This window comes from Embleya sp. NPDC005575, from assembly GCF_040605455.1.
In the GTDB taxonomy this organism is placed as follows: domain Bacteria; phylum Actinomycetota; class Actinomycetes; order Streptomycetales; family Streptomycetaceae; genus Embleya.
The window spans coordinates 24,058-42,072 of sequence record NZ_JBEXCV010000015.1; the positions used below are offsets into that span (position 1 = coordinate 24,058).

The window sequence follows — 18,015 nt, forward strand, 5'->3', positions numbered from 1 at the left end:
CCCGGTGGAAGAGCGATGGCTGCGCCGCTTCCGTGACGACGACGAGTGCGGGACGAAGATCATCTGCTTCCCCCATGCCGGCGGCTGGTCGAACGCGTACCGGACCTGGCCTCTGGGACTGCCTTCGGACATCGGCGTGCTCGCGGTCCGGTACCCGGGCCGCGAGGACCGGCTCGGCGATCCGTTCCCCTCCGGACTGGAAGCCCTTGCGGACGACATCACCGATGCGCTCGGCGAGCTGACGCGGTATCGGCTGGTGTTGTTCGGCCACAGCATGGGGGCCTCGGTGGCGCACGAGGTGGCGTTGCGCCTTCGCGAACGGGGGTGTGCGCCGGCCGCGTTGTGCGTGTCCGGCAGGCGTCCGCCGCATGCGTTGGCCGGTCAGCGACAGTTCTTCGGCACGGACGAGGAGATCATCGCGGATGTCGTGCGCTTCGACGCCACCCGTGCCCCGGTCTTCGCGGACCCCGGCCTGCGGGAGATCCTGCTCCCCGCGTTCCGCGCGGACTACCGGTTGGTGGACGACTATCCCGGTGGCTCCCGGCCTCCGCTCGACTGCCCGGTGTACGGCTATACCGGTGACAGCGATCCCGAAGTGACCCCGGAACAGATGCGCGGCTGGGCGGACATGACGAACGCCGCCTTCCGGCTCCGGGTGCTGCCCGGTGGGCACTTCTACCTCAGAGCCGAGGAGGAGGCGCTGTTGGCGGACATGAGGGACGCGTTGGGCCACCTCGAATACCGTACGAAGGCCGCCTCATGACGCATGCCACAAACCGCGTCCTCCGTTGCCGGTCCGGCTCCGGCGCGGCCTGACGTCGGCGCCCGCCGCTCACGTCACGGCGACGCCGCTTCGATGGCGCCATTCGGGTCACGAGAACTTGATGTGGCGCAATATATGCGCCATAGTGGCGTCATGAATGTGAGCCTGTTCGTGGACAAGCTCGGTCGCGAGTTCGCCGTGCTCGCTCGGACCGACGACGCCGACGCCGCTGTGCCGGCGGCCCGCCTGGAGTCGGTGATTCGACGCACGTTGTTCGACGTGCTCGCGGTCGCCGCGGACGAGATCAACCGCGACCTTGCCCCAGGCTCCGTCGAACTGCATCTGCGGGGAGGCGAACCGCATTTCGTCGTGACGCCACCGTCGCCGCAGGGGTCGCCCGAGACCGCGGCGGGCAGCGGCCCACCGAACGCCGAGGAAGGTGCCACGGCGCGGATCAGCGTGCCCGTCTCCCGGCACCTGAAGGCGTCCATCGAGCAAGCCGCCGGCCGCGAAGGGCGTTCGCCGGACGCGTGGTTGGAGCAGGTGCTCTTTGCCGCGGTGCGGCACGACCGCGCTCCCGGCGCCGATCGGCGCGGCAGACGCGGCCGGCAGCGCTACACCGCCTGGGTACGCTGAACCAACCAGACCGATATCGCACTCGTCCCGCCGTCGGGGGACGCCCGTCGGACATGACGAGAAGGGACAGCCATGCCTGTTTTCGAGACTCCCGAGCCGATCTCGGTCACGCTCGACATCTATGTCGGCGAGGTGCAGATCACCGCCGAGGACCGGACCGACACCGTCGTCGAGGTGCGGCCGACCGACGAGACCGACGCCTCGGACGTGAAGGCCGCCGAGCAGACGAGCGTCGAATACGCCGACGGCGTACTGGTGATCAAGGCCCCGAGGCCCTTGATGATGGACTTCTCCCGCAAGGCCCGTCGGTCGGTGGAGGTGTCGATCGCGCTGCCGGTCGGCTCGCATGTGCGCGGCGAAGCGGCATTGGCGGATCTGCGCTGCTCCGGCCGGCTGGGGGAGTGCACGTTCAAGACATCCACCGCGAACGTCGAACTCGACCGGGTCGGTTCGTTGCGCCTGCGCACGGCAGGGCACATCACCGTGGGCCGAGTCGACGGCGACGCCGAGGTGCACACCTCCATCGGGCGGATCCGGATCGGAGAGATCGACGGTTCGGTCAAGGTCAAGAACTCCAACGGCCACACCGAGATCGGCAGGGTCACCGGCGACGTCCATGTCCGCGCCGCCAACGGCGACATCTCCGTCGACCACGCCTTGGGCCTCAAGACCGATGGCAAAACCTCCAACGGCAGCATCCGCGTCGGGGAAGTGATTCGCGGCGCGGTCGTGCTCAGGACCGCGTGCGGCGACCTGGAGGTCGGCATCGGCGCGGATCGCCCGGCGAAGCTGGATCTGAACACCGGATTCGGGCGCGTGGACAACGCGCTGGAGCCTGCCTCCGAGACGTTCGAGGAATCGGTCGAGGTGCGGGCGCAGTCCTCCTACGGAGACATCACGATCCACCGCGCCTGACGAACAGCGCACTTCCGGTGGGGGCGACGGGCACGACGAGACGCCCGGCGGGGGTCGGCCGGCCCGTTTCCCCGGGCCGAAGGCCCGGGCGGCGTCGCCTCGGGTGCGTCGCAGCCCGGGCCCTCGTCGTGCTCGGTCGCGACGGCTATTGCACCCAGCCGTTGAACTGCTGCTTGCCGCGATGGGCTCGCCTGCTGCTGGTCAGCGCCGCGGCGGAGGCTCGGACCATCCACGTGTTGACCGAGATGCCCTGCCTGGACGCCGCCTTCTCGATCTCGTCCTTCATCTCCTGCGGAGGCCGGAAGTTGATCCGGGCCGTGGCGCCGCCGCGGGCACCACCGGGTCCGCCGGCCAACCACTCGCTCGCCGCGTCATCGGTCTCATCCGTGGCGTCCTCGGCGGGGCCGTCGCCGCCCGAGGGCGGAGTCACCACGAAACTGGGCTCCATGCCCCGCAGGCGCAGGTCCACCGAGCCGGGTGCCAGGTCCCGGGTGATCTCGTCGGCCGCGGCGGACAAAACCTTGAGCAACGTGAGCCGGACAGCCGACTCCAGCGGGGCGACGAGTCGCTCGGCGACCGCGCGGGTCTCGGTGTCCCCTGCTGCGGAGGCTGTCACCAGCTCGTCGCGCAGCGCCTCGACGTACTCCCGTAGTTCCATGGAATTATCATGGCACACTGATTGCGCCGCGTGGCGCCGGCTCCGGCCCAACGTTTATCCGCGACCCCATTGTCCAGGCGAATGCGTAGCGTTTCGATCAGCAGGCGATAGCTATTCGTATTTCATCGGGCCGCCGGACGCAGCTGAATTCGAGTGGCGTGGCGCCATAGGCGATCGCCATGGCGCCAAAATAAACCTGCGGCCTGTGTCCAGGCGCCCGGTTTCCTCGAACGCGCGTCATTCGGCGGCCCCACGCGGCCCCACGCGTCGTGGCCACGGCCGTCGGCCGGATCCCCTGCGCCGCAGGCCGACCCTCCGCCGCAGGCCGACCCTCCGCCAGATCGCTCGCTGGCAGCGGAGCGTGGCGGTGCCCACCACGATCAGCACCACGATGTTGAGCAGCAGTTGCACGAGCGACCCCCGGGCCTCGCTCCAGCTGCCGAACGCGACGGAGACACCGACATCGGCGGCCGCCGGGATCGTGGTGACCGAGATGAATACGCCGAGGAGTGCGCTTGGCTTTGCCTCGGTGAGCGAGACGACGCCGACGATGCCGGCCAATGTCGCGACGGCGACCGAGAAGAAGTCGGGTGCGTCGATGAGGTCGGAGACCGGCCGCATCGCCCCGTACTCGGGGCCGACGACCATGGCCGCGACGATCAGGATCTGCGAGTTCGTGACGATCCCGACCGATCCGATCAGCCCCGCGATGACCAGATAGAGGTAGAAGCTCGGCGCGTACGTCCCCTCGGCACGGATCCGCGCCTCGACCTGCTCCCAGACGGGCGTATGGGCCGGTGGCCCCAGACCCCGCGTTCCGGCGTCGGCGGCCCGGCCCGAGAAGGCCATGTCCACCGGTTCGATGACGATGGAACCCCGGCGGTCGAGCCGCAGCGCGCGAAAGCCGCGCACGAGGTCGTTCGCCGCCCCCGTGAGCACGTCGCACGCGATGGCGTCTCCGTCCGGGTTGCGCGCGGCCCCGGTCTGGACGATCAGGTTCAGGACGCACGGATCATCGGCGAGCAGGGCGACGACCTCATCGGTGAGGTCGGGCGGGCTCACGGCACGGACATGGATCACGTCCATCCTGAACCTCCGGGATTTCGGACACCCCGACGCACTCCGCTCGACGCACTCCGCCCGGCGCGGGCCGGACTCGCAGGGAGCGGGTTCGTCGGGTGGTTGTCTCCAGCCAACACCGCATGCGCGCGATTCGGCAATCGGGGCTCGCACCGCCAGGAGATGCCCACCGACCGCGGCTGCGGCGCCGAAAGGCGAGACCTCGGCGCCTGTCGGATAGTGGGTCGGGGGGAACCCGTCTGAGATTGGGACGCTCATGGACCGCTACCCCCCCATTGCGGAACACGGCCTGATCGGCGACCTGCAGACCGCCGCGCTGGTTTCCTCACAGGGCGTCGTCGACTGGTTCGCGGCGCCCAGGTTCGACTCCCCCAGCGTTTTCGCGGCCCTGCTCGACCACGATCGGGGCGGCTTCTTCCGACTGGGCCCGGGTGACGCCGAGCAGACCTGCAAGCAGCTGTACTACCCCGACACCGCGATCCTGGTGACCAGGTTCATGTCCCCGGACGGTGTCGGCGAGGTGATCGACTGGATGCCGCCGAACCGCAGCCGTACGCCCAGCGACCGACACACCCTGATGCGCACCGCCCGCACGGTGCGCGGCACGGTGCGGTTCGACCTGGAGTGTCGGCCGCGGTTCGACTACGGCCGGGCCGCCCACCAGCTCGACGTGGGACCGGACGGTGCCGTGTTCCGGGCCCCGGGCGTCACCGCCTATCTCCAGAGCAGCTTTCCGCTGGAGCGGGACGACGACGATCTGAGGGGTTCGATCACCTTGAACGTCGGCCAGGAGGCGGCGGTCGTCTTCACCATCTGTGACGGCGACGGCGGGGCTCCGCCGCCGCCCACGGTCGCCGGAGTCACCGAGGAACTGTGGGCGGCCGCCGACTTCTGGCAGCAATGGGTGCACGCCTCCAACTACCGCGGCCGCTGGACCGACACGGTCAACCGTTCCGCCATCACCCTCAAGCTGCTCACCTACGCTCCCACCGGAGCACCGGTGGCCGCGGCCACGATGGGCCTGCCCGAGCAGGTCGGCGGCGAGCGCAACTGGGACTATCGCTACACCTGGGTGCGCGACGGCTCGCTCTCCGTCCGGGCCCTGCTCGACCTCGGCTTCGTCGAGGAGGCGACGGACTTCGTGCACTGGCTCGGCGACCGGCTCCGCGAGGCGATGGGGCAGGACGGGGAGCCGCTCAAGATCATGTACCGGGTCGACGGTGAGCCGTTGGTGACGGAAGAGATCCTCGACCACCTCGAGGGCTACCGCGGCTCCGCGCCGGTGCGGCTCGGCAACGCGGCTTCCGACCAGTTGCAGCTGGACATCTACGGCGAGGCCCTCTACGCCCTGTCGGAGGGGCGCGAGATCGCCGCCCAGGCCGGCTACCGCGGCTGGAAGGTCATGGCGCGCACCCTGGACTGGCTGGCCGACGCCTGGGACCGACCCGACGAGGGCATCTGGGAAACCCGCGGTGGGCGCAAGGACTTCACCTACAGCCGGGTGATGTGCTGGGCGGCCTTCGACCGCGGCCTTCGCCTGGCCTCCCAGTTCCGCCGACCCGCCGACACCGACCGCTGGACCAGGGCCCGCGACACCATCCTCGAACAGGTCATGGCCCGCGGTTGGAGCGAGTCGAAGCAGGCGTACGTCCAGCACTACGGCGGGCAGGACGTCCTGGACGCTTCGCTGTTGCTGATGCCCCGGGTCGGATTCGTCGCGCCCAGGGACCCGACCTGGTTGTCCACGTTGGACGCGATGGATCGCACACTGGTCTCCGACAGCCTGGTCTACCGGTACGACCCGGCCGCCTCCCCGGACGGCCTGCGCGGTTCGGAGGGCACGTTCAGCCTCTGCACCTTCCTCTACGTCGACGCGCTGGCGCGGGCCGAACGCATGCGGCCCGCGCGGTACACGTTCGAGAAGATGCTCACCTACGCCAACCACGTCGGCCTCTTCGCCGAGGAGGTCGGCCCCAGCGGCGAGCAACTGGGCAACTTCCCCCAGGCGTTCACCCACCTCTCACTCATCACGGCCGCCTGCACCCTGGACCAGGCCCTCGACCGGCAGCGCGACTGAGGAGGCGCGACGATGTCCACGGGCGTACCGGGCGGGCATGACCCTCGACCGCACCGCAGCCGGAGTCCGAGGCAGAGCCCGGCCGAGTTCGCGTGGTCGCGCCACTGCGACTTCCGGAGGCGACCGGCTCACCCGTCAATGCCATCGCGATCCTGTGACCGGCAGCCCGCCGGCGGAGGCGTCCGCCCGACCACACACGACCGGCGATCCGTTGGCGAGTTCCAGCTCACCGGTGCGACCGTGCCGTTGGAGCAGGCTCGCCTGCTCGCGCCGGTGTCGCCGAGCAAGGTGCTGGTGGTCGGGCGCAACTACGGCGACCCGGCAACCGCGACGCCCGACCTCGTGATCAACCTGAAGCCGTCCACCGCCGTGGTCGGCCCCGGCAGCCCTGTACTGCTGCCCGCCGAGTCGGCCGAGGTCCGTTTCGAGGGCGAACCGGCCGTGGTGATCGGACGGCGCTGCCGCGACGTGTCCGAGGCGGAGGCGGACCGCGTCGTGTTCGGCTACACGTGCGCCAACGACGTCACCGCATGGGATATCGGCGAACCGGGCGGGCACTGGACCAAGGCCAAGAGCTTCGACACGTTCTGCCCGCTGGGACCGTGGATCCGAAGCGACTTGGACACCTCGGACGTCGCCGTTCGCACCGTGGTCAACGGCGAACTGCGTCAGGACGGCTCGACCAAGGAACTGATCAGGGACGTGCCCGCGGTGGTGGCGCGGTGCAGTCGGCTGATGACGTTGCTGCCCGGCGACGTGATCCTCACCGGGACCCCGGCCGGCGCCGGCGCCCTGCACCCCGGTGACGTCGTCAGCGTGCAGATCGACGGTATCGGCTCACTCGTCAACCCGGTCCGCACGCACCCGAGCACCCCGTGAACTGCCCTGCTGTACGCGGTGATCGCGAACACCGCCGTAACTGGAGTGATTAAACTGATACCGCCGGTGAGATTTCGCGCTGCTGTTGATCCCTGAGGAGAGTTTCTGTGCCTGCATCCCTGCCTGTCGGCGAGACCGATCGCATCGTCGTGGTCCCCGCCGGGACGACGTGCGCCGATGCGGTGGCCGCCGTCAAGTTGCCGATGGCGGGCCCGAACGCGATTGTCGCGGTGCGCGACCAGGACGGTGTGCTGCGCGACCTGGACTGGCTGCCGGACGGTGATGTCGAAGTCGCGGCGGTCGCGTTGTCCAGCCCGGACGGTCTGAACGTACTACGCCACTCCACCGCGCACGTGCTGGCGCAGGCTGTGCAGGATCTGTGGGCGGAGGCCAGGCTCGGTATCGGCCCGCCGATCGAGAACGGCTTCTACTACGACTTCGACGTCGCACGCCCGTTCCAGCCGGAGGATCTGGAGCGGATCGAGCAGCGCATGCAGGAGATCATCAAAACCGGCCAGCGCTTTCAGCGCCGGGTGTTCCCGTCACTCGAAGCCGCCAAGGCAGAGCTCGCGGCCGAGCCCTACAAGCTCGAACTCATCGACCTGAAAGGTGACATCGACACCGACGAGGTCATGGAGGTCAGCGGCGGTCAGCTCACGATCTACGACAATGTCGACGCCAAGACCGGCGAGGTGTGCTGGTCCGACCTGTGTCGCGGCCCGCACCTGCCGTCGACCAGGCTGATCCCGGCGTTCAAGGTGATGCGCAGCGCGGCGGCCTACTGGCGCGGCAGCGAGAAGAACCCACAGCTCCAGCGGATCTACGGCACCGCGTGGCCGACCAGGGACGCGCTGAAGGCGCACCTGAAGATGCTGGAGGAGGCCGCCAAGCGCGACCACCGCCGCATCGGCGAGGACATGGATCTGTTCGCGTTCAGCAAGGAGATCGGCCGCGGGCTGCCGCTGTGGCTGCCCAACGGCACGGTCATCCGCGACGAGTTGGAGGGCTGGGCGCGCCATACCGAACGGAAGCTGGGTTACCAGAGGGTGGTGACTCCGCACATCACGCAAGAGGACCTGTACTACCTGTCCGGGCACCTGCCGTACTACGCCGAGGACCTGTATGCGCCGATCGACATCGACGGCGAGAAGTACTACCTCAAGCCGATGAACTGCCCGCACCACCACATGGTCTACAAGGCTCGGCCGCACAGCTACCGCGACCTGCCGTACAAGATCGCCGAGTACGGCACGGTGTACCGCTTCGAGCGCAGCGGCCAGTTGCACGGCATCATGCGCACCAGGGCCTTCACCCAGAACGACGCGCACATCTACTGCACGTACGAGCAGGCCAAGGACCAGTTCCTCGAGGTCATGCGAATGCACGCGGATTACTACCGGACACTGGGCATCACCGACTTCTACATGGTGCTCGCCCTGCGCGATCCGGCGAACAAGGACAAGTACCACGACGACGAGCCGATGTGGGAGACGGCCGAGCGGATCACCCGTGAGGCCATGGAGGAGTCCGACATCCCGTACAAGATCGACCTCGGTGGCGCGGCACACTACGGCCCCAAGGTCGACTTCATGATCCGTGCCGTGACAGGCAAGGAGTTCGCTGCCTCCACCAACCAGGTCGACCTGTACACGCCGCAGCGGTTCGGGCTGACCTACCACGACTCGGACGGGACCGAGAAGCCCGTCGTCGTCATCCACCGCGCCCCGTTGGGTTCGCACGAGCGGTTCGCGGCCTACCTGACCGAGCACTTCGCGGGCGCGTTCCCGGTGTGGCTCGCGCCGGAGCAGGTGCGCGTCATCCCGCTCGTGGACGAGCTGCTGGATTACGCGACGGAGATCCGCGATCTTCTGCTGGACGCGGATATCCGGGCCGATGTGGACAACAGCGACGGCCGCCTGAACGCCAAGGTTCGCTCCGCGATCACCCGCAAGATCCCGCTGATCGTCGTGGTGGGCAGGCGTGAGGCGGAACAGCGCACGGTGACCGTCCGAGACCGTTCGGGCAGGGAAGTCCCCATGCCGCTGGACGACTTCCTCGTTCACGTGACCGATCTGGTGAAGACCAAGAGTCTGGACGGCGCCGGCCACCTGCGCCGCGACTGACTTCATCCGGACTCGACGAGCTCGGCCATCGCCCCGACACTGTCCTCGATCGGCACCCGCGGGTCGCGCAGCAGGCGCTCGGCGTCCCCCGGGGTCGGGGGACGCCATAGGCGTGGCTGACGTTCATGCAGCCCAGGCCGACCGCCGGGACCTCTCGAACGGACCGATCCGGCGGGGAGCGCGGCCGAGGCCCGCGGCGGGTGCTGTGGTCACGACTTCGAGGCAGCGACAAGCTGCTCTTCGAGGGCCGCAAGTGTCCGGTAGCAGGGCATGACCTGGGCGATGGACGAGTTCGGCTCGCGGCCCTCGCGGATCGCGGCGACGAACTCACGGTCCTGCAGCTCGATGCCGTCCATCGACACATCGACCGCGCTCACGTCGATCGGCTCGTCCTTGCCGGTGACCAGGTCGTCGTACCGCGCGAGGTAGGTGCCGGTGTCGCCGATGTAGCGGAAGAACGTGCCGAGCGGACCGTCGTTGTTGAACGACAGCGACAGGGTGCAGATCGCGCCGCTCTCCGCGCGCAGCTGGATCGACATGTCCATCGCGATGCGGAGCTCGGGATGGATCGGCCCCTGGATGACGTTGGCCTGCACGATCGGCGACCCGGCCTGGTACGCGAACAGGTCGACGGTGTGCGCGGCGTGGTGCCACAGCAGGTGGTCGGTCCAGGACCGCGGCCGGCCCAGCGCGTTGAGGTTCTCGCGGCGGAAGAAGTAGGTCTGCACGTCCAGCTGCTGGAGGTTGTACTCGCCGGCCCGGATCCGCTGCCGCACCCACTGGTGGCTGGGGTTGAAGCGCCGTGTGTGCCCGACCATGGCGACGAGTCCGGTGCGTTCCTGCGCCGCCAGGCACGCCTCGGCGTCGGCGAGCGAGTCGGCCAACGGGATCTCGACCTGGACGTGCTTGCCCGCCTCCAGGCAGGCGATCGTCTGCGCGGCGTGCATCTGCGTGGGGGTGGCCAGGATGACGGCGTCGACGTCGTCCATCGCCAGCACCTCGTCCAGGCCCGCGACGCCGCGGCCCACGCCCTGCTCCGCGGCGAACGTTCGGGCGCTTTCGAGGCTGCTGCTCGCGACGGCGGCCACCTCGACGCCCTTGATCCGCTTGAGGGCGGCCGCGTGCTTGGCGCCGAAGGCGCCGCCCCCGACAAGGGCGATCCGGACGGTCTGGTCGTCGGTCATGTCACTCCTTCGCGGCGGGCGCCTGGGCCCGCGGGTGGTTCTCGTCGAGGCTGTGGTTTTCGAGGCTGTGGTTTTCAAGGCTGTGGTTTTCGAGGCTGTGGTTTTCGAGGATCAGGTGCCCGACGGCGGTGTTGGACGCCGGCACATGGTAAAAGCGGTGCTTGACCTCGACCTCTCCGGAGCCGTCGACGTCGCTCATCGCCCCGCGGGCGATCAGCCACATGATCAGCTCGATGCCTTCCGAGCCCGCCTCCTGGACGTACTCCAGGTGCGGCACCTGCGCCAGGTCGGCGGGGTTCTCGATCAGCCGGTCGAGGAAGGCGTTGTCCCACTCGCGGTTGATGAGGCCGGCGCGGGGGCCCTGGAGCTGGTGGCTCATGCCGCCGGTACCCCAGACCTGGACGTTCAACGGCTTGTCGTAGGACTCGATCGCCTTACGCAGCGCCTGGCCGAGCCGGAAGCACCGGGCGCCCGAGGGGACCGGGTATTGCACGACGTTGACGTGGAAGGGGATCACCTTGCACGGCCACTTCTCGACGTCCCCGAACATCAGCGACAGCGGGACGGTCAGGCCGTGGTCGACGACCATCTCGTTCACGAGGGTGAGGTCGAAGTCGTCCCTGATGAGCGAATGCGCGATGTGTGCGGCCAGGTCGGGGTCGCCTTCGATGCCCGGAACCGGACGGGGCCCGTAGCCCTCGTCGGCGGTGGGGTAGGCCGCACCGGTGCCGAGCACGAAGGTCGGGATGATCGACGCGTCGAACGCGGTGGCGTGGTCGTTGTAGACCAGGAAGACCACGTCGGGGACGTTCTCCCGCTCCCACTGCTTGGCGAACTCGTAACCCTCGAAGACCGGCCGCCAGTAGGGCTCGTCGGTCCTGGCGTGGTCCCACGCCGCACCGATCGCCGGCACGTGTGAGGTGAAGACCGCGCCGGTGATCGTCGCGTGTTCGGCCGGCGACGCCGGGTCGGCGTACGCGGCGTCGAGGACGGCGTGGTCGAGGCGGTTGCCCTCGACCGAGCGCCCGCCGCCGACCATCATGTCGCGGTACTGCTCCTCGGTCATGCCGGTCATCGAGCCGGCCATCTGCTGGAACGACAACCCCAGCGCCGCGCCCCACTTGGCGAGGAAATAGATGTTGCCGCCCTCACGTATCGCGGCGTTGAGGTCGCGGCCGAGCAGCGCCTGCTTCTGCTCCTCCCGCAGCGGCCACTCGTCGAGGTAACCGCGCTCGTCGGCGAGGAATCGCGCGCGGTTCTCCGACTTCATCAGCGACATGCAGAACTGGTTGAGGTGATAGCCCTTGGCGGACTGCTCCGCGTCGAAGATGGTGGTCCCCGGAACCAGCTTGTAGGTCTTGTCCAGCGACATCGTCGGGTTCCTATCGTCTGTCGGGGTCACTCCGCGTCCGGCCAGTACAGGCGCATCGGGTTGGCGACGAGGAGCTTGTGCCGCAGCTCCGGCGTCGCCGCGATATGCGGGATGAAGTCGACCAGCAGGCCGTCGTCGGGCATGTGGCCGGTGAGGTTCGGGTGCGGCCAGTCGGTGCCCCACAACACCCGGTCGGGAAACTCCTCGACCACGCGCCGGGCGAACGGGACGACGTCGCGGTAGGCGTTTTGCTCCCCGTCGAGGGCCGGGGGCCCGCTCACCGAAAGCCGCTCCGGGCAGGTGACCTTGCACCAGATGTCGGGCCTCGCCCGCATGAAGTCCAAGAACGCCTCGAACTCCGGGCCGCGCGGGTCCTCGGCCACGTCGGGCCGGCCCATGTGATCGATGACCAGCGGCACCGGGATCCCGAGAAAGAAATCGCGCAGGTCGGCGAGGTCCGCCGCCTCGAAATAGATGACGACGTGCCAGCCGTACGGCTGGATCCGCTCGACGACGTCCCACAGATCCTGCCGCGGTGCCGCGTCGACCAGCCGCTTGACGAAGTTGAACCGCACGCCGCGGACGCCGGCCTCGTGCAGCTCCCGCAGCTGCGCGTCCGACACCCCGGGCCGCACCGTCGCGACACCCCGGGCCAGGCCCCCCGACGCCCGCAGCGCGTCGACCATCGCGCTGTTGTCGGCGCCGTGGCAGGTCGCCTGGACCACGACGTTGCGAGTGAAGCCCAAGTGGTCGCGCAGCGCGAAGAGCTGCTTCTTGGAGGCATCGCAGGGGGTGTACTTGCGTTCGGGCGCGTACGGGAACTCCGCTCCCGGGCCGAAGACGTGGCAGTGCGCGTCGACGGCGCCCTCGGGTAGCTGGTACCGCGGCCGGTCGGGACCGGCGTACCAGTCCAGCCAGCCGGGGGTCTTCTCGAAGATCTCCGTCACGGTCAGTCCTGGTAGCGCAGGCCGAGCTCGGCCAGCGGGCCGCGCATGTCGTACATGTCCAGGCCGAGTTCGCCCGCGCGGAACCGCGCGCGCTTGGCCTCCTCGTCGGCCTCGCGCTTGGCCGACGCCTCGGCGATCTCGGCGGCGCGCTCGCGCGGCACCACGACGACGCCGTCGATGTCCGCCACGACGACGTCGCCGGGCCGGACCAGGGCGTTGGCGCAGACCACCGGCACGTTGACCGAGCCGAGCGTGGCCTTGACGGTGCCCTTGGCGTTGACCGCGCGCGAGAAGACCGGGAAGTCCATGTCCTCCAGGTCGGCCACGTCACGCACCCCGCCGTCGATGACCAGGCCCTTGGCTCCCCGGGCGCGGAACGAGGTGGCGAGCAGCTCACCGAAGAAGCCGTCCTCGCTCTCGGTCGTGCACGCCGCGACCACGACGTCGCCCTCGCGGATCTGCTCGGCGGCGACGTGCAGCATCCAGTTGTCGCCGGGCTGCAGCAGCACGGTCACCGCGGTGCCGCACAGGCGGGCCTTCGGGTAGACCCCGCGCATGTAGGGGCGCATCAACCCCACTCGGCCCATGGCCTCGTGGATCGTCGCCACGCCGAACGCCGACAGCGCGGCGACCGCCTCGGGGTCGGCGCGGACGGTCGCCGTGTGGACGACGCCGATCTCGGTGTGCTGCATGTGTTCTTCTCCTGAAATCAGCGGCCGGCCGCGGCGAGGCGGGCGGCGAGTCGGGGGTAGACGCGCAGGGCGTTGCCGGAGTAGACGGCGGCCCGCTCCTCATCGGAGAGGTTCGGGGTGGCCTCGACGTACCGCTTCGTGTCGTCGAAGTGGTGGCCGGTGTCCGGGTCGATGTCGCGGACCGCGCCGATCATTTCGCTGGCGAAGAGCACCGACCGGCCGGGGACCACCCGGGTGAGCAGATCGATGCCGGGCTGGTGGTAGACGCAGGTGTCGAAGAAGACGTTGTCCAGCAGGGTCTGCGGGTCCGGCCTGCCCAGCGCCATCGCAAGGCCGCGGAACCGGCCCCAGTGGTAGGGCACCGCGCCGCCGCCGTGCGGGATCACGAACCGCAGTGTGGGGAAGTCCGCGAACAGGTCGCCCTGGATCAGCTGCATGAACGCCGTGGTGTCGGCGTTGAGGTAATGGGCGCCGGTGGTGTGGAACGCCGGGTTGCACGACGTGCTCACGTGGATCATCGCGGGGATGTCGTACTCGGCCATCGCCTCGTAGAGCGGATACCAGCTGCGGTCGGTCAGCGGCGGAGCGGTCCACTTGCCGCCCGACGGGTCGGGGTTGAGGTTGACCGTCACCGCGCCGAGTTCCTCGACCGCCCGGCGCAGCTCGGGCAGGCACGTCGCGGGATCGACGCCCGGCGACTGCGGCAGCATCGCTCCCGTCGCGAACCGGTCGGGGTACAGGGTACTCACGCGGTGGACCAGGTCGTTGCAGATCCGCGCCCAGACCGAGGACACCTCGAAGTCGCCGATGTGGTGCGCCATGAAGCTGGCCCGCGGCGAGAAGATCGTCAGGTCGCTGCCGCGCTCGTCCATGAGCCGCAGCTGGTTGGTCTCGACCGCCTGGCGCAGGTCGTCGTCGGTGATGACCAAGTCGTCGGGGTCGGGCGCGTTGTGTGGGTCGCCGACCGCCGCCACCTGCCGGTCCCGCCACTCGGCCAGCTGCGGCGGTGCGGTGGTGAAGTGCCCGTGGCAGTCGATGATCATGTGTTGTCTCCTGGAGATCGGCGCACGTCAGGCCCGGGCGCGGCTCGGCCAGCCGGTGTACTGCTCGGCGAGGTAGGTGCGGCCGGCCCGCGTACCCACCACGTTGTCCAGTTCCCCGAGTTGGCGCTGCAGGTCGAACGGCTCGCTGCCCGGCGCGGTGTGGAGAAGCTGGGTGATCCAGTACGAGAAGTTCTGGGCCCGCCACACCCGCTGCAGGGCGCGCGGCTGGTAGTCGCCCAACGCGGCGTCGCCGTCGCTGCCGAGAGCCCGCACCAGGACCTCGGCCAGCACCTTCACGTCATGCAGCGCGAGGTTGAGCCCACGGGCACCGGTCGGCGGCACGGTGTGCGCGGCATCGCCGGCGAGGACCATCGAGCCCCAGCGCATCGGCTCCTGAACGAACGAGCGGAACTTCAGCACGGTCTTCTCGAAGATCGGCCCCTCCCGGAGCCGGAAGCCGTCCTCGCCGGCCACCCGGGCCTGGAACGTCTCCCAGACGCGGTCGTCCGGCCACGCGTCGACGGACTCGTCCGGGTCGCACTGGAAGTACATCCGCTGCACGGTCTCGCTGCGTTGGCTGATCAACGCGAATCCGTGCTCGGAGTGGGCGTAGATCAGCTCGGGCGCGCTCATCGGCGCCTCGGTGAGGATGCCGAACCAGGCGAACGGGTACTCCTTGGTGAAGCGCACCCGCCGGTCCTCGGGCACCAGGCCGCGGCACATGCTGCGTGACCCGTCCGCACCGACCACGTACCGCGCTCGGATCTCGTGGCGGGTCCCGTCGGGCGCGGTGTAGCGGACCCGGGGGCTGCCGGTGGTGATGTCGAGGACCTCGGTGTCCCTGATGCCGAAATGGACCGTGCCCCCGTCGCGCTCCCGCGCGTCGGCCAGGTCGACGAACACGTCGGTCTGTGGGTAGAGCCACACCGACTCGCCCACCAGATCCTTGAAGTCGATGCGGTGCGCCCGGCCGCCGAACCGGAGCTCGACGCCCTCGTGCTCACAGCCGTCGCGCAGGATCCGGTCGGACACGCCGGTCTCGACCAGGTCCCGGGCGACATCGGCTTCGAGGATGCCGGCCCGCTGCGTGGTCTCGATCTCGCGCCGGGTGCGTGTGTCGAGCGCGATCGTCTCGACCCCCGCACGCCCGAGACGGTGCGCCAACATCAAACCGGCCGGACCGGCTCCGACGATGGCTACCGGAACCGTCGTGACGGTGTCGACGGTGGCATCGGCCATGGCATCTCCCGGGGGCTGCGAACGTTGTAAGCACCCCGAACGCTGGCAGGCGGGACCGTCCCCGGTCAGCAGTGTTTCCGTCAGGCGGAAGTACGGTCAGCCAGTCGTGCGGGCCCGCCTGCCGAGCTCCTCCGAAATGCCGAAGGCGGCCCGCAGGATCGGCTCGCGCAGCCCGCGCGCACGGCTTGCGTCACGCGCGGCGATGACGATCCCCAACGCGGCGCTCACCGGCCCGGTGCGACCGACCCGCACCGGCGCGGCCACCGCGACCGTGGTTTCCGAGAGCTGCCGGTCACTGACGAAGACCTGCTCGCGGCGGATGTGCTCCAACTGTGCCCGCAACGTGTCCGGGTCGGTGACCGTGTGCCGGGTCCACACCGGGAGCGGCGAATCGAGGACCGCCTCCTGGATGTCCCGGGTCGCGTGCGCCAACAGCACGCGGCCCATCCCGGTGGAGCCGATGGGGAACCGCGTCCCGACCGTCGTCAGCAGTTCCACCGAGCGGTGCCCGGCGATCCGCTCGACGAAGACCAGCTCGGTGCCTTCGCGCACCGCGAGCTGGATGTTCTCGTGCGTCACCTCGTAGAGGTCCTGCATGAACGGCAGCGCCACATCGCGCAGAATCTGGGTGCGGGGGCAGCCCGAGGCGATCTCCCACAGCCGCAGCCCGACATGCCACGACCCGTCCTCCCCGCGCTCGATCGCACCCCACCCCGCCAGTTCCGCGACCACACGGTGCGTGGTGCTCAAGGGCAGGCCCGTGCGCTGAGCGATCTCCGACAGCGTGTGGGTCTGGTGCTCGCGGTCGAAAACCGACAGGACTCTGAGGACCTTTCCAGCCGCGGTGCTCTGGGGTGTGCTCACCTCGTCAGTCTGGCAGACCGGCGTTGAGCAGCCCTGATGCGCGCTCTACCATCGGGCCGACGCAAGGAGGCGATGTGGACGGACAGATCTGTGGGCTGTCCTCGATGGCGACGCGGCTGATTCTGGCCGAGTTGGCCGAGGACATCCGAGTCGTGCACGGGGTGCCGGTGCGCTTCGAATCCGCCGGAGGGGTCGAGATCGCGCGCCGGGTACGCGAAGGCACCGATGCCGACGTGCTCGTGCTTGCCGACGACGCACTGGCCGAGCTGGAAAGCGAAGGGCACCTCCTCGGCGGCACGGTCCGCCCGCTTTGGACGTCCCAGGTCGTCGCCGCAGTGCCGGCCGGGTCACCGGTTCCGGCCTTCGGCTCGGCGTCCGACCTGCAAGCCGCCCTCCTGGCCGCCGGGCGCATCGCCTACTCCACCGGTCCCAGCGGTACGGCCCTCATCGACCTGATCACCCGACTGCGGCTCGCCGACACGCTCCGGGACCGGCTTGTGCAAGCCCCGCCGGGAGTACCCGTCGGCAGCCTCCTCGCGTCCGGCGAAGCCGACCTGGCGCTTCAACAGCACAGCGAACTGATGGACGTGCCAGGCGTGGTCGTCATCGGCCCGCTGCCCGGCGACACCGCCATCAGCTCGACATTCAGCGGCGCGGTACTGGCATGTTCGAGCGAGCCACACCGCGCCCGCGAAGTCCTCGACGTCCTCGGCTCCGACGCAGCGTCGGAAATCGCCCGCGCCAAGGGTATGCGGGCCGTCGGCACGCAGGACTGACCGCAGCAGCCGCCGAGAACACGACAACGCCCCGGTGCCGGCCCGGCGGCGTGCGGTCGGTGCCCGGCGGGCGGGCCTCAGGCGGCTGTGAGGACGAGCTTGCCGACGTCGGAGCGGTTCGCGATCTGTTCAGCGCCAGTCTCACCGTGCCCGCCGGTCCGCGGGCGCCCGGACACAGGTGTACGCGCTCACCGCCGGGGCGGTGGTTGTCGCCGCGTTGCTCTTTCGCGCACGGCGAAGGCAGAAACGGGTAGGCCTAGGAGAAGGAGTCGGACTCGGCCGGTAAGCGTGAGCGCCCAGTCGGCGAAAGTCCTGCGGTGGTGCCGGGGTGGTCGCGTTCATCGAAGCCCGCACGGGCGCGTTTGCTCAGCGTCTCGACGAGACCGAGGGCCGAGAGTTGGCGGACAGCGGGAGCCCTGCCACCGCCGTGGACTCGGGGGACGGAAGGGAGCGGCATCATGAAGGCACAGGTAGGCGATTGGGTGGTGGTCGAATCTCCGCACGTGGGCGAAGCCAGGCGTCTCGGCTTGGTGCTCCGGGTGAATCACGCGGACGGCACTCCGCCCTATCTGGTGCGCTGGACCGAAGACGACCACGAGTCACTGTTCTTTCCCGGCCCCGAAACACACGTCGAGAAGCCCGAGGCCTTGCTCCGGTCCGTGACACGTCGCTGACGTAGGCTCCGACGAGCCCTTGCCGACACCCCGTCGAGTTCTACGGCGCCGTCGGCTCATTCGGCGAGCCGGCGGCCCATCGGCCACCGCAGG

The 18,015-nt window shown here is 69.4% G+C and carries 17 protein-coding genes; 8 read left to right on the forward strand and 9 right to left on the reverse strand.

Annotated features, from left to right (window positions below; genetic code table 11):
• Window positions 1-4 precede the first annotated feature (4 nt).
• From ABZS54_RS07580 to ABZS54_RS07590, 3 genes are all read left to right on the forward strand, one after another.
• Window positions 5-763, forward strand: a complete 759-nt coding sequence (locus ABZS54_RS07580) for an alpha/beta fold hydrolase (RefSeq protein WP_355532105.1) — start codon at window positions 5-7, stop codon at window positions 761-763.
• Window positions 764-916: 153 nt separating this feature from the next.
• Window positions 917-1,399, forward strand: a complete 483-nt coding sequence (locus ABZS54_RS07585; protein ID WP_355532107.1) for a hypothetical protein — start codon at window positions 917-919, stop codon at window positions 1,397-1,399.
• A gap of 72 nt (window positions 1,400-1,471) precedes the next feature.
• Window positions 1,472-2,314 carry a DUF4097 family beta strand repeat-containing protein gene (locus ABZS54_RS07590; RefSeq protein ID WP_355532109.1) on the forward strand — a complete coding sequence of 281 codons (843 nt, stop codon included), beginning with the start codon at window positions 1,472-1,474 and terminating at the stop codon, window positions 2,312-2,314.
• Window positions 2,315-2,459: 145 nt separating this feature from the next.
• On the opposite strand, the gene ABZS54_RS07595 is transcribed toward ABZS54_RS07590, so the two are convergent.
• Together ABZS54_RS07595 and ABZS54_RS07600 are read right to left on the reverse strand one after the other, a co-directional pair.
• Window positions 2,460-2,972: a hypothetical protein gene (locus ABZS54_RS07595; protein WP_355532111.1), complete on the reverse strand. Its 513-nt coding sequence runs from the start codon at window positions 2,970-2,972 to the stop codon at window positions 2,460-2,462.
• A gap of 237 nt (window positions 2,973-3,209) precedes the next feature.
• On the reverse strand, window positions 3,210-4,058 hold the full coding sequence (locus tag ABZS54_RS07600; RefSeq protein WP_355532113.1) for a DUF389 domain-containing protein: 849 nt from the start codon (window positions 4,056-4,058) through the stop codon (window positions 3,210-3,212).
• A 250-nt stretch (window positions 4,059-4,308) separates the two neighbouring features.
• Here ABZS54_RS07600 and ABZS54_RS07605 point away from each other — a divergent pair, with 250 nt between their 5' ends.
• From ABZS54_RS07605 to thrS, 3 genes are all read left to right on the forward strand, one after another.
• On the forward strand, window positions 4,309-6,129 hold the full coding sequence (locus tag ABZS54_RS07605; RefSeq protein WP_355532115.1) for a glycoside hydrolase family 15 protein: 1,821 nt from the start codon (window positions 4,309-4,311) through the stop codon (window positions 6,127-6,129).
• Window positions 6,130-6,267: 138 nt separating this feature from the next.
• Window positions 6,268-7,008, forward strand: coding sequence for a fumarylacetoacetate hydrolase family protein (locus tag ABZS54_RS07610; RefSeq protein ID WP_355532116.1), 741 nt, complete (start codon window positions 6,268-6,270; stop codon window positions 7,006-7,008).
• Window positions 7,009-7,211: 203 nt separating this feature from the next.
• Entirely contained in the window at window positions 7,212-9,131 is a 1,920-nt protein-coding gene (gene thrS / locus ABZS54_RS07615; RefSeq protein WP_355532217.1) for a threonine--tRNA ligase, read from the forward strand.
• 209 nt (window positions 9,132-9,340) lie between these two features.
• On the opposite strand, the gene ABZS54_RS07620 is transcribed toward thrS, so the two are convergent.
• From ABZS54_RS07620 to ABZS54_RS07650, 7 genes are all read right to left on the reverse strand, one after another.
• Entirely contained in the window at window positions 9,341-10,315 is a 975-nt protein-coding gene (locus tag ABZS54_RS07620; protein WP_355532118.1) for a Gfo/Idh/MocA family oxidoreductase, read from the reverse strand.
• A gap of 1 nt (window position 10,316) precedes the next feature.
• Complete coding sequence (gene ligA, locus ABZS54_RS07625) at window positions 10,317-11,687, reverse strand: protocatechuate 4,5-dioxygenase subunit alpha (protein ID WP_355532120.1); 1,371 nt, start codon at window positions 11,685-11,687, stop codon at window positions 10,317-10,319.
• Between the two features lie 26 nt (window positions 11,688-11,713).
• Window positions 11,714-12,634 (reverse strand): amidohydrolase family protein, encoded by a 921-nt coding sequence (locus tag ABZS54_RS07630; protein WP_355532122.1) that lies wholly within the window; start codon window positions 12,632-12,634, stop codon window positions 11,714-11,716.
• Window positions 12,635-12,636: 2 nt separating this feature from the next.
• Window positions 12,637-13,326, reverse strand: a complete 690-nt coding sequence (ligK, locus tag ABZS54_RS07635) for a 4-carboxy-4-hydroxy-2-oxoadipate aldolase/oxaloacetate decarboxylase (protein WP_355532124.1) — start codon at window positions 13,324-13,326, stop codon at window positions 12,637-12,639.
• A gap of 17 nt (window positions 13,327-13,343) precedes the next feature.
• A complete protein-coding gene (locus ABZS54_RS07640) occupies window positions 13,344-14,369 on the reverse strand; it encodes an amidohydrolase family protein (RefSeq protein WP_355532126.1) in 1,026 nt (341 codons plus the stop codon).
• 27 nt (window positions 14,370-14,396) lie between these two features.
• Window positions 14,397-15,608 carry a 4-hydroxybenzoate 3-monooxygenase gene (locus ABZS54_RS07645; protein ID WP_355532128.1) on the reverse strand — a complete coding sequence of 404 codons (1,212 nt, stop codon included), beginning with the start codon at window positions 15,606-15,608 and terminating at the stop codon, window positions 14,397-14,399.
• Between the two features lie 96 nt (window positions 15,609-15,704).
• The gene (locus tag ABZS54_RS07650; RefSeq protein ID WP_355532130.1) at window positions 15,705-16,472 is read right to left on the reverse strand and encodes an IclR family transcriptional regulator; all 768 of its coding nucleotides are present in this window, start codon (window positions 16,470-16,472) and stop codon (window positions 15,705-15,707) included.
• A gap of 74 nt (window positions 16,473-16,546) precedes the next feature.
• Between ABZS54_RS07650 and ABZS54_RS07655 the strand changes: the two genes are divergently transcribed.
• Window positions 16,547-17,248, forward strand: coding sequence for a substrate-binding domain-containing protein (locus ABZS54_RS07655; protein ID WP_355532132.1), 702 nt, complete (start codon window positions 16,547-16,549; stop codon window positions 17,246-17,248).
• Window positions 17,249-17,706: 458 nt separating this feature from the next.
• A complete protein-coding gene (locus ABZS54_RS07660; protein ID WP_355532134.1) occupies window positions 17,707-17,922 on the forward strand; it encodes a DUF1918 domain-containing protein in 216 nt (71 codons plus the stop codon).
• Window positions 17,923-18,015: the final 93 nt, after the last annotated feature.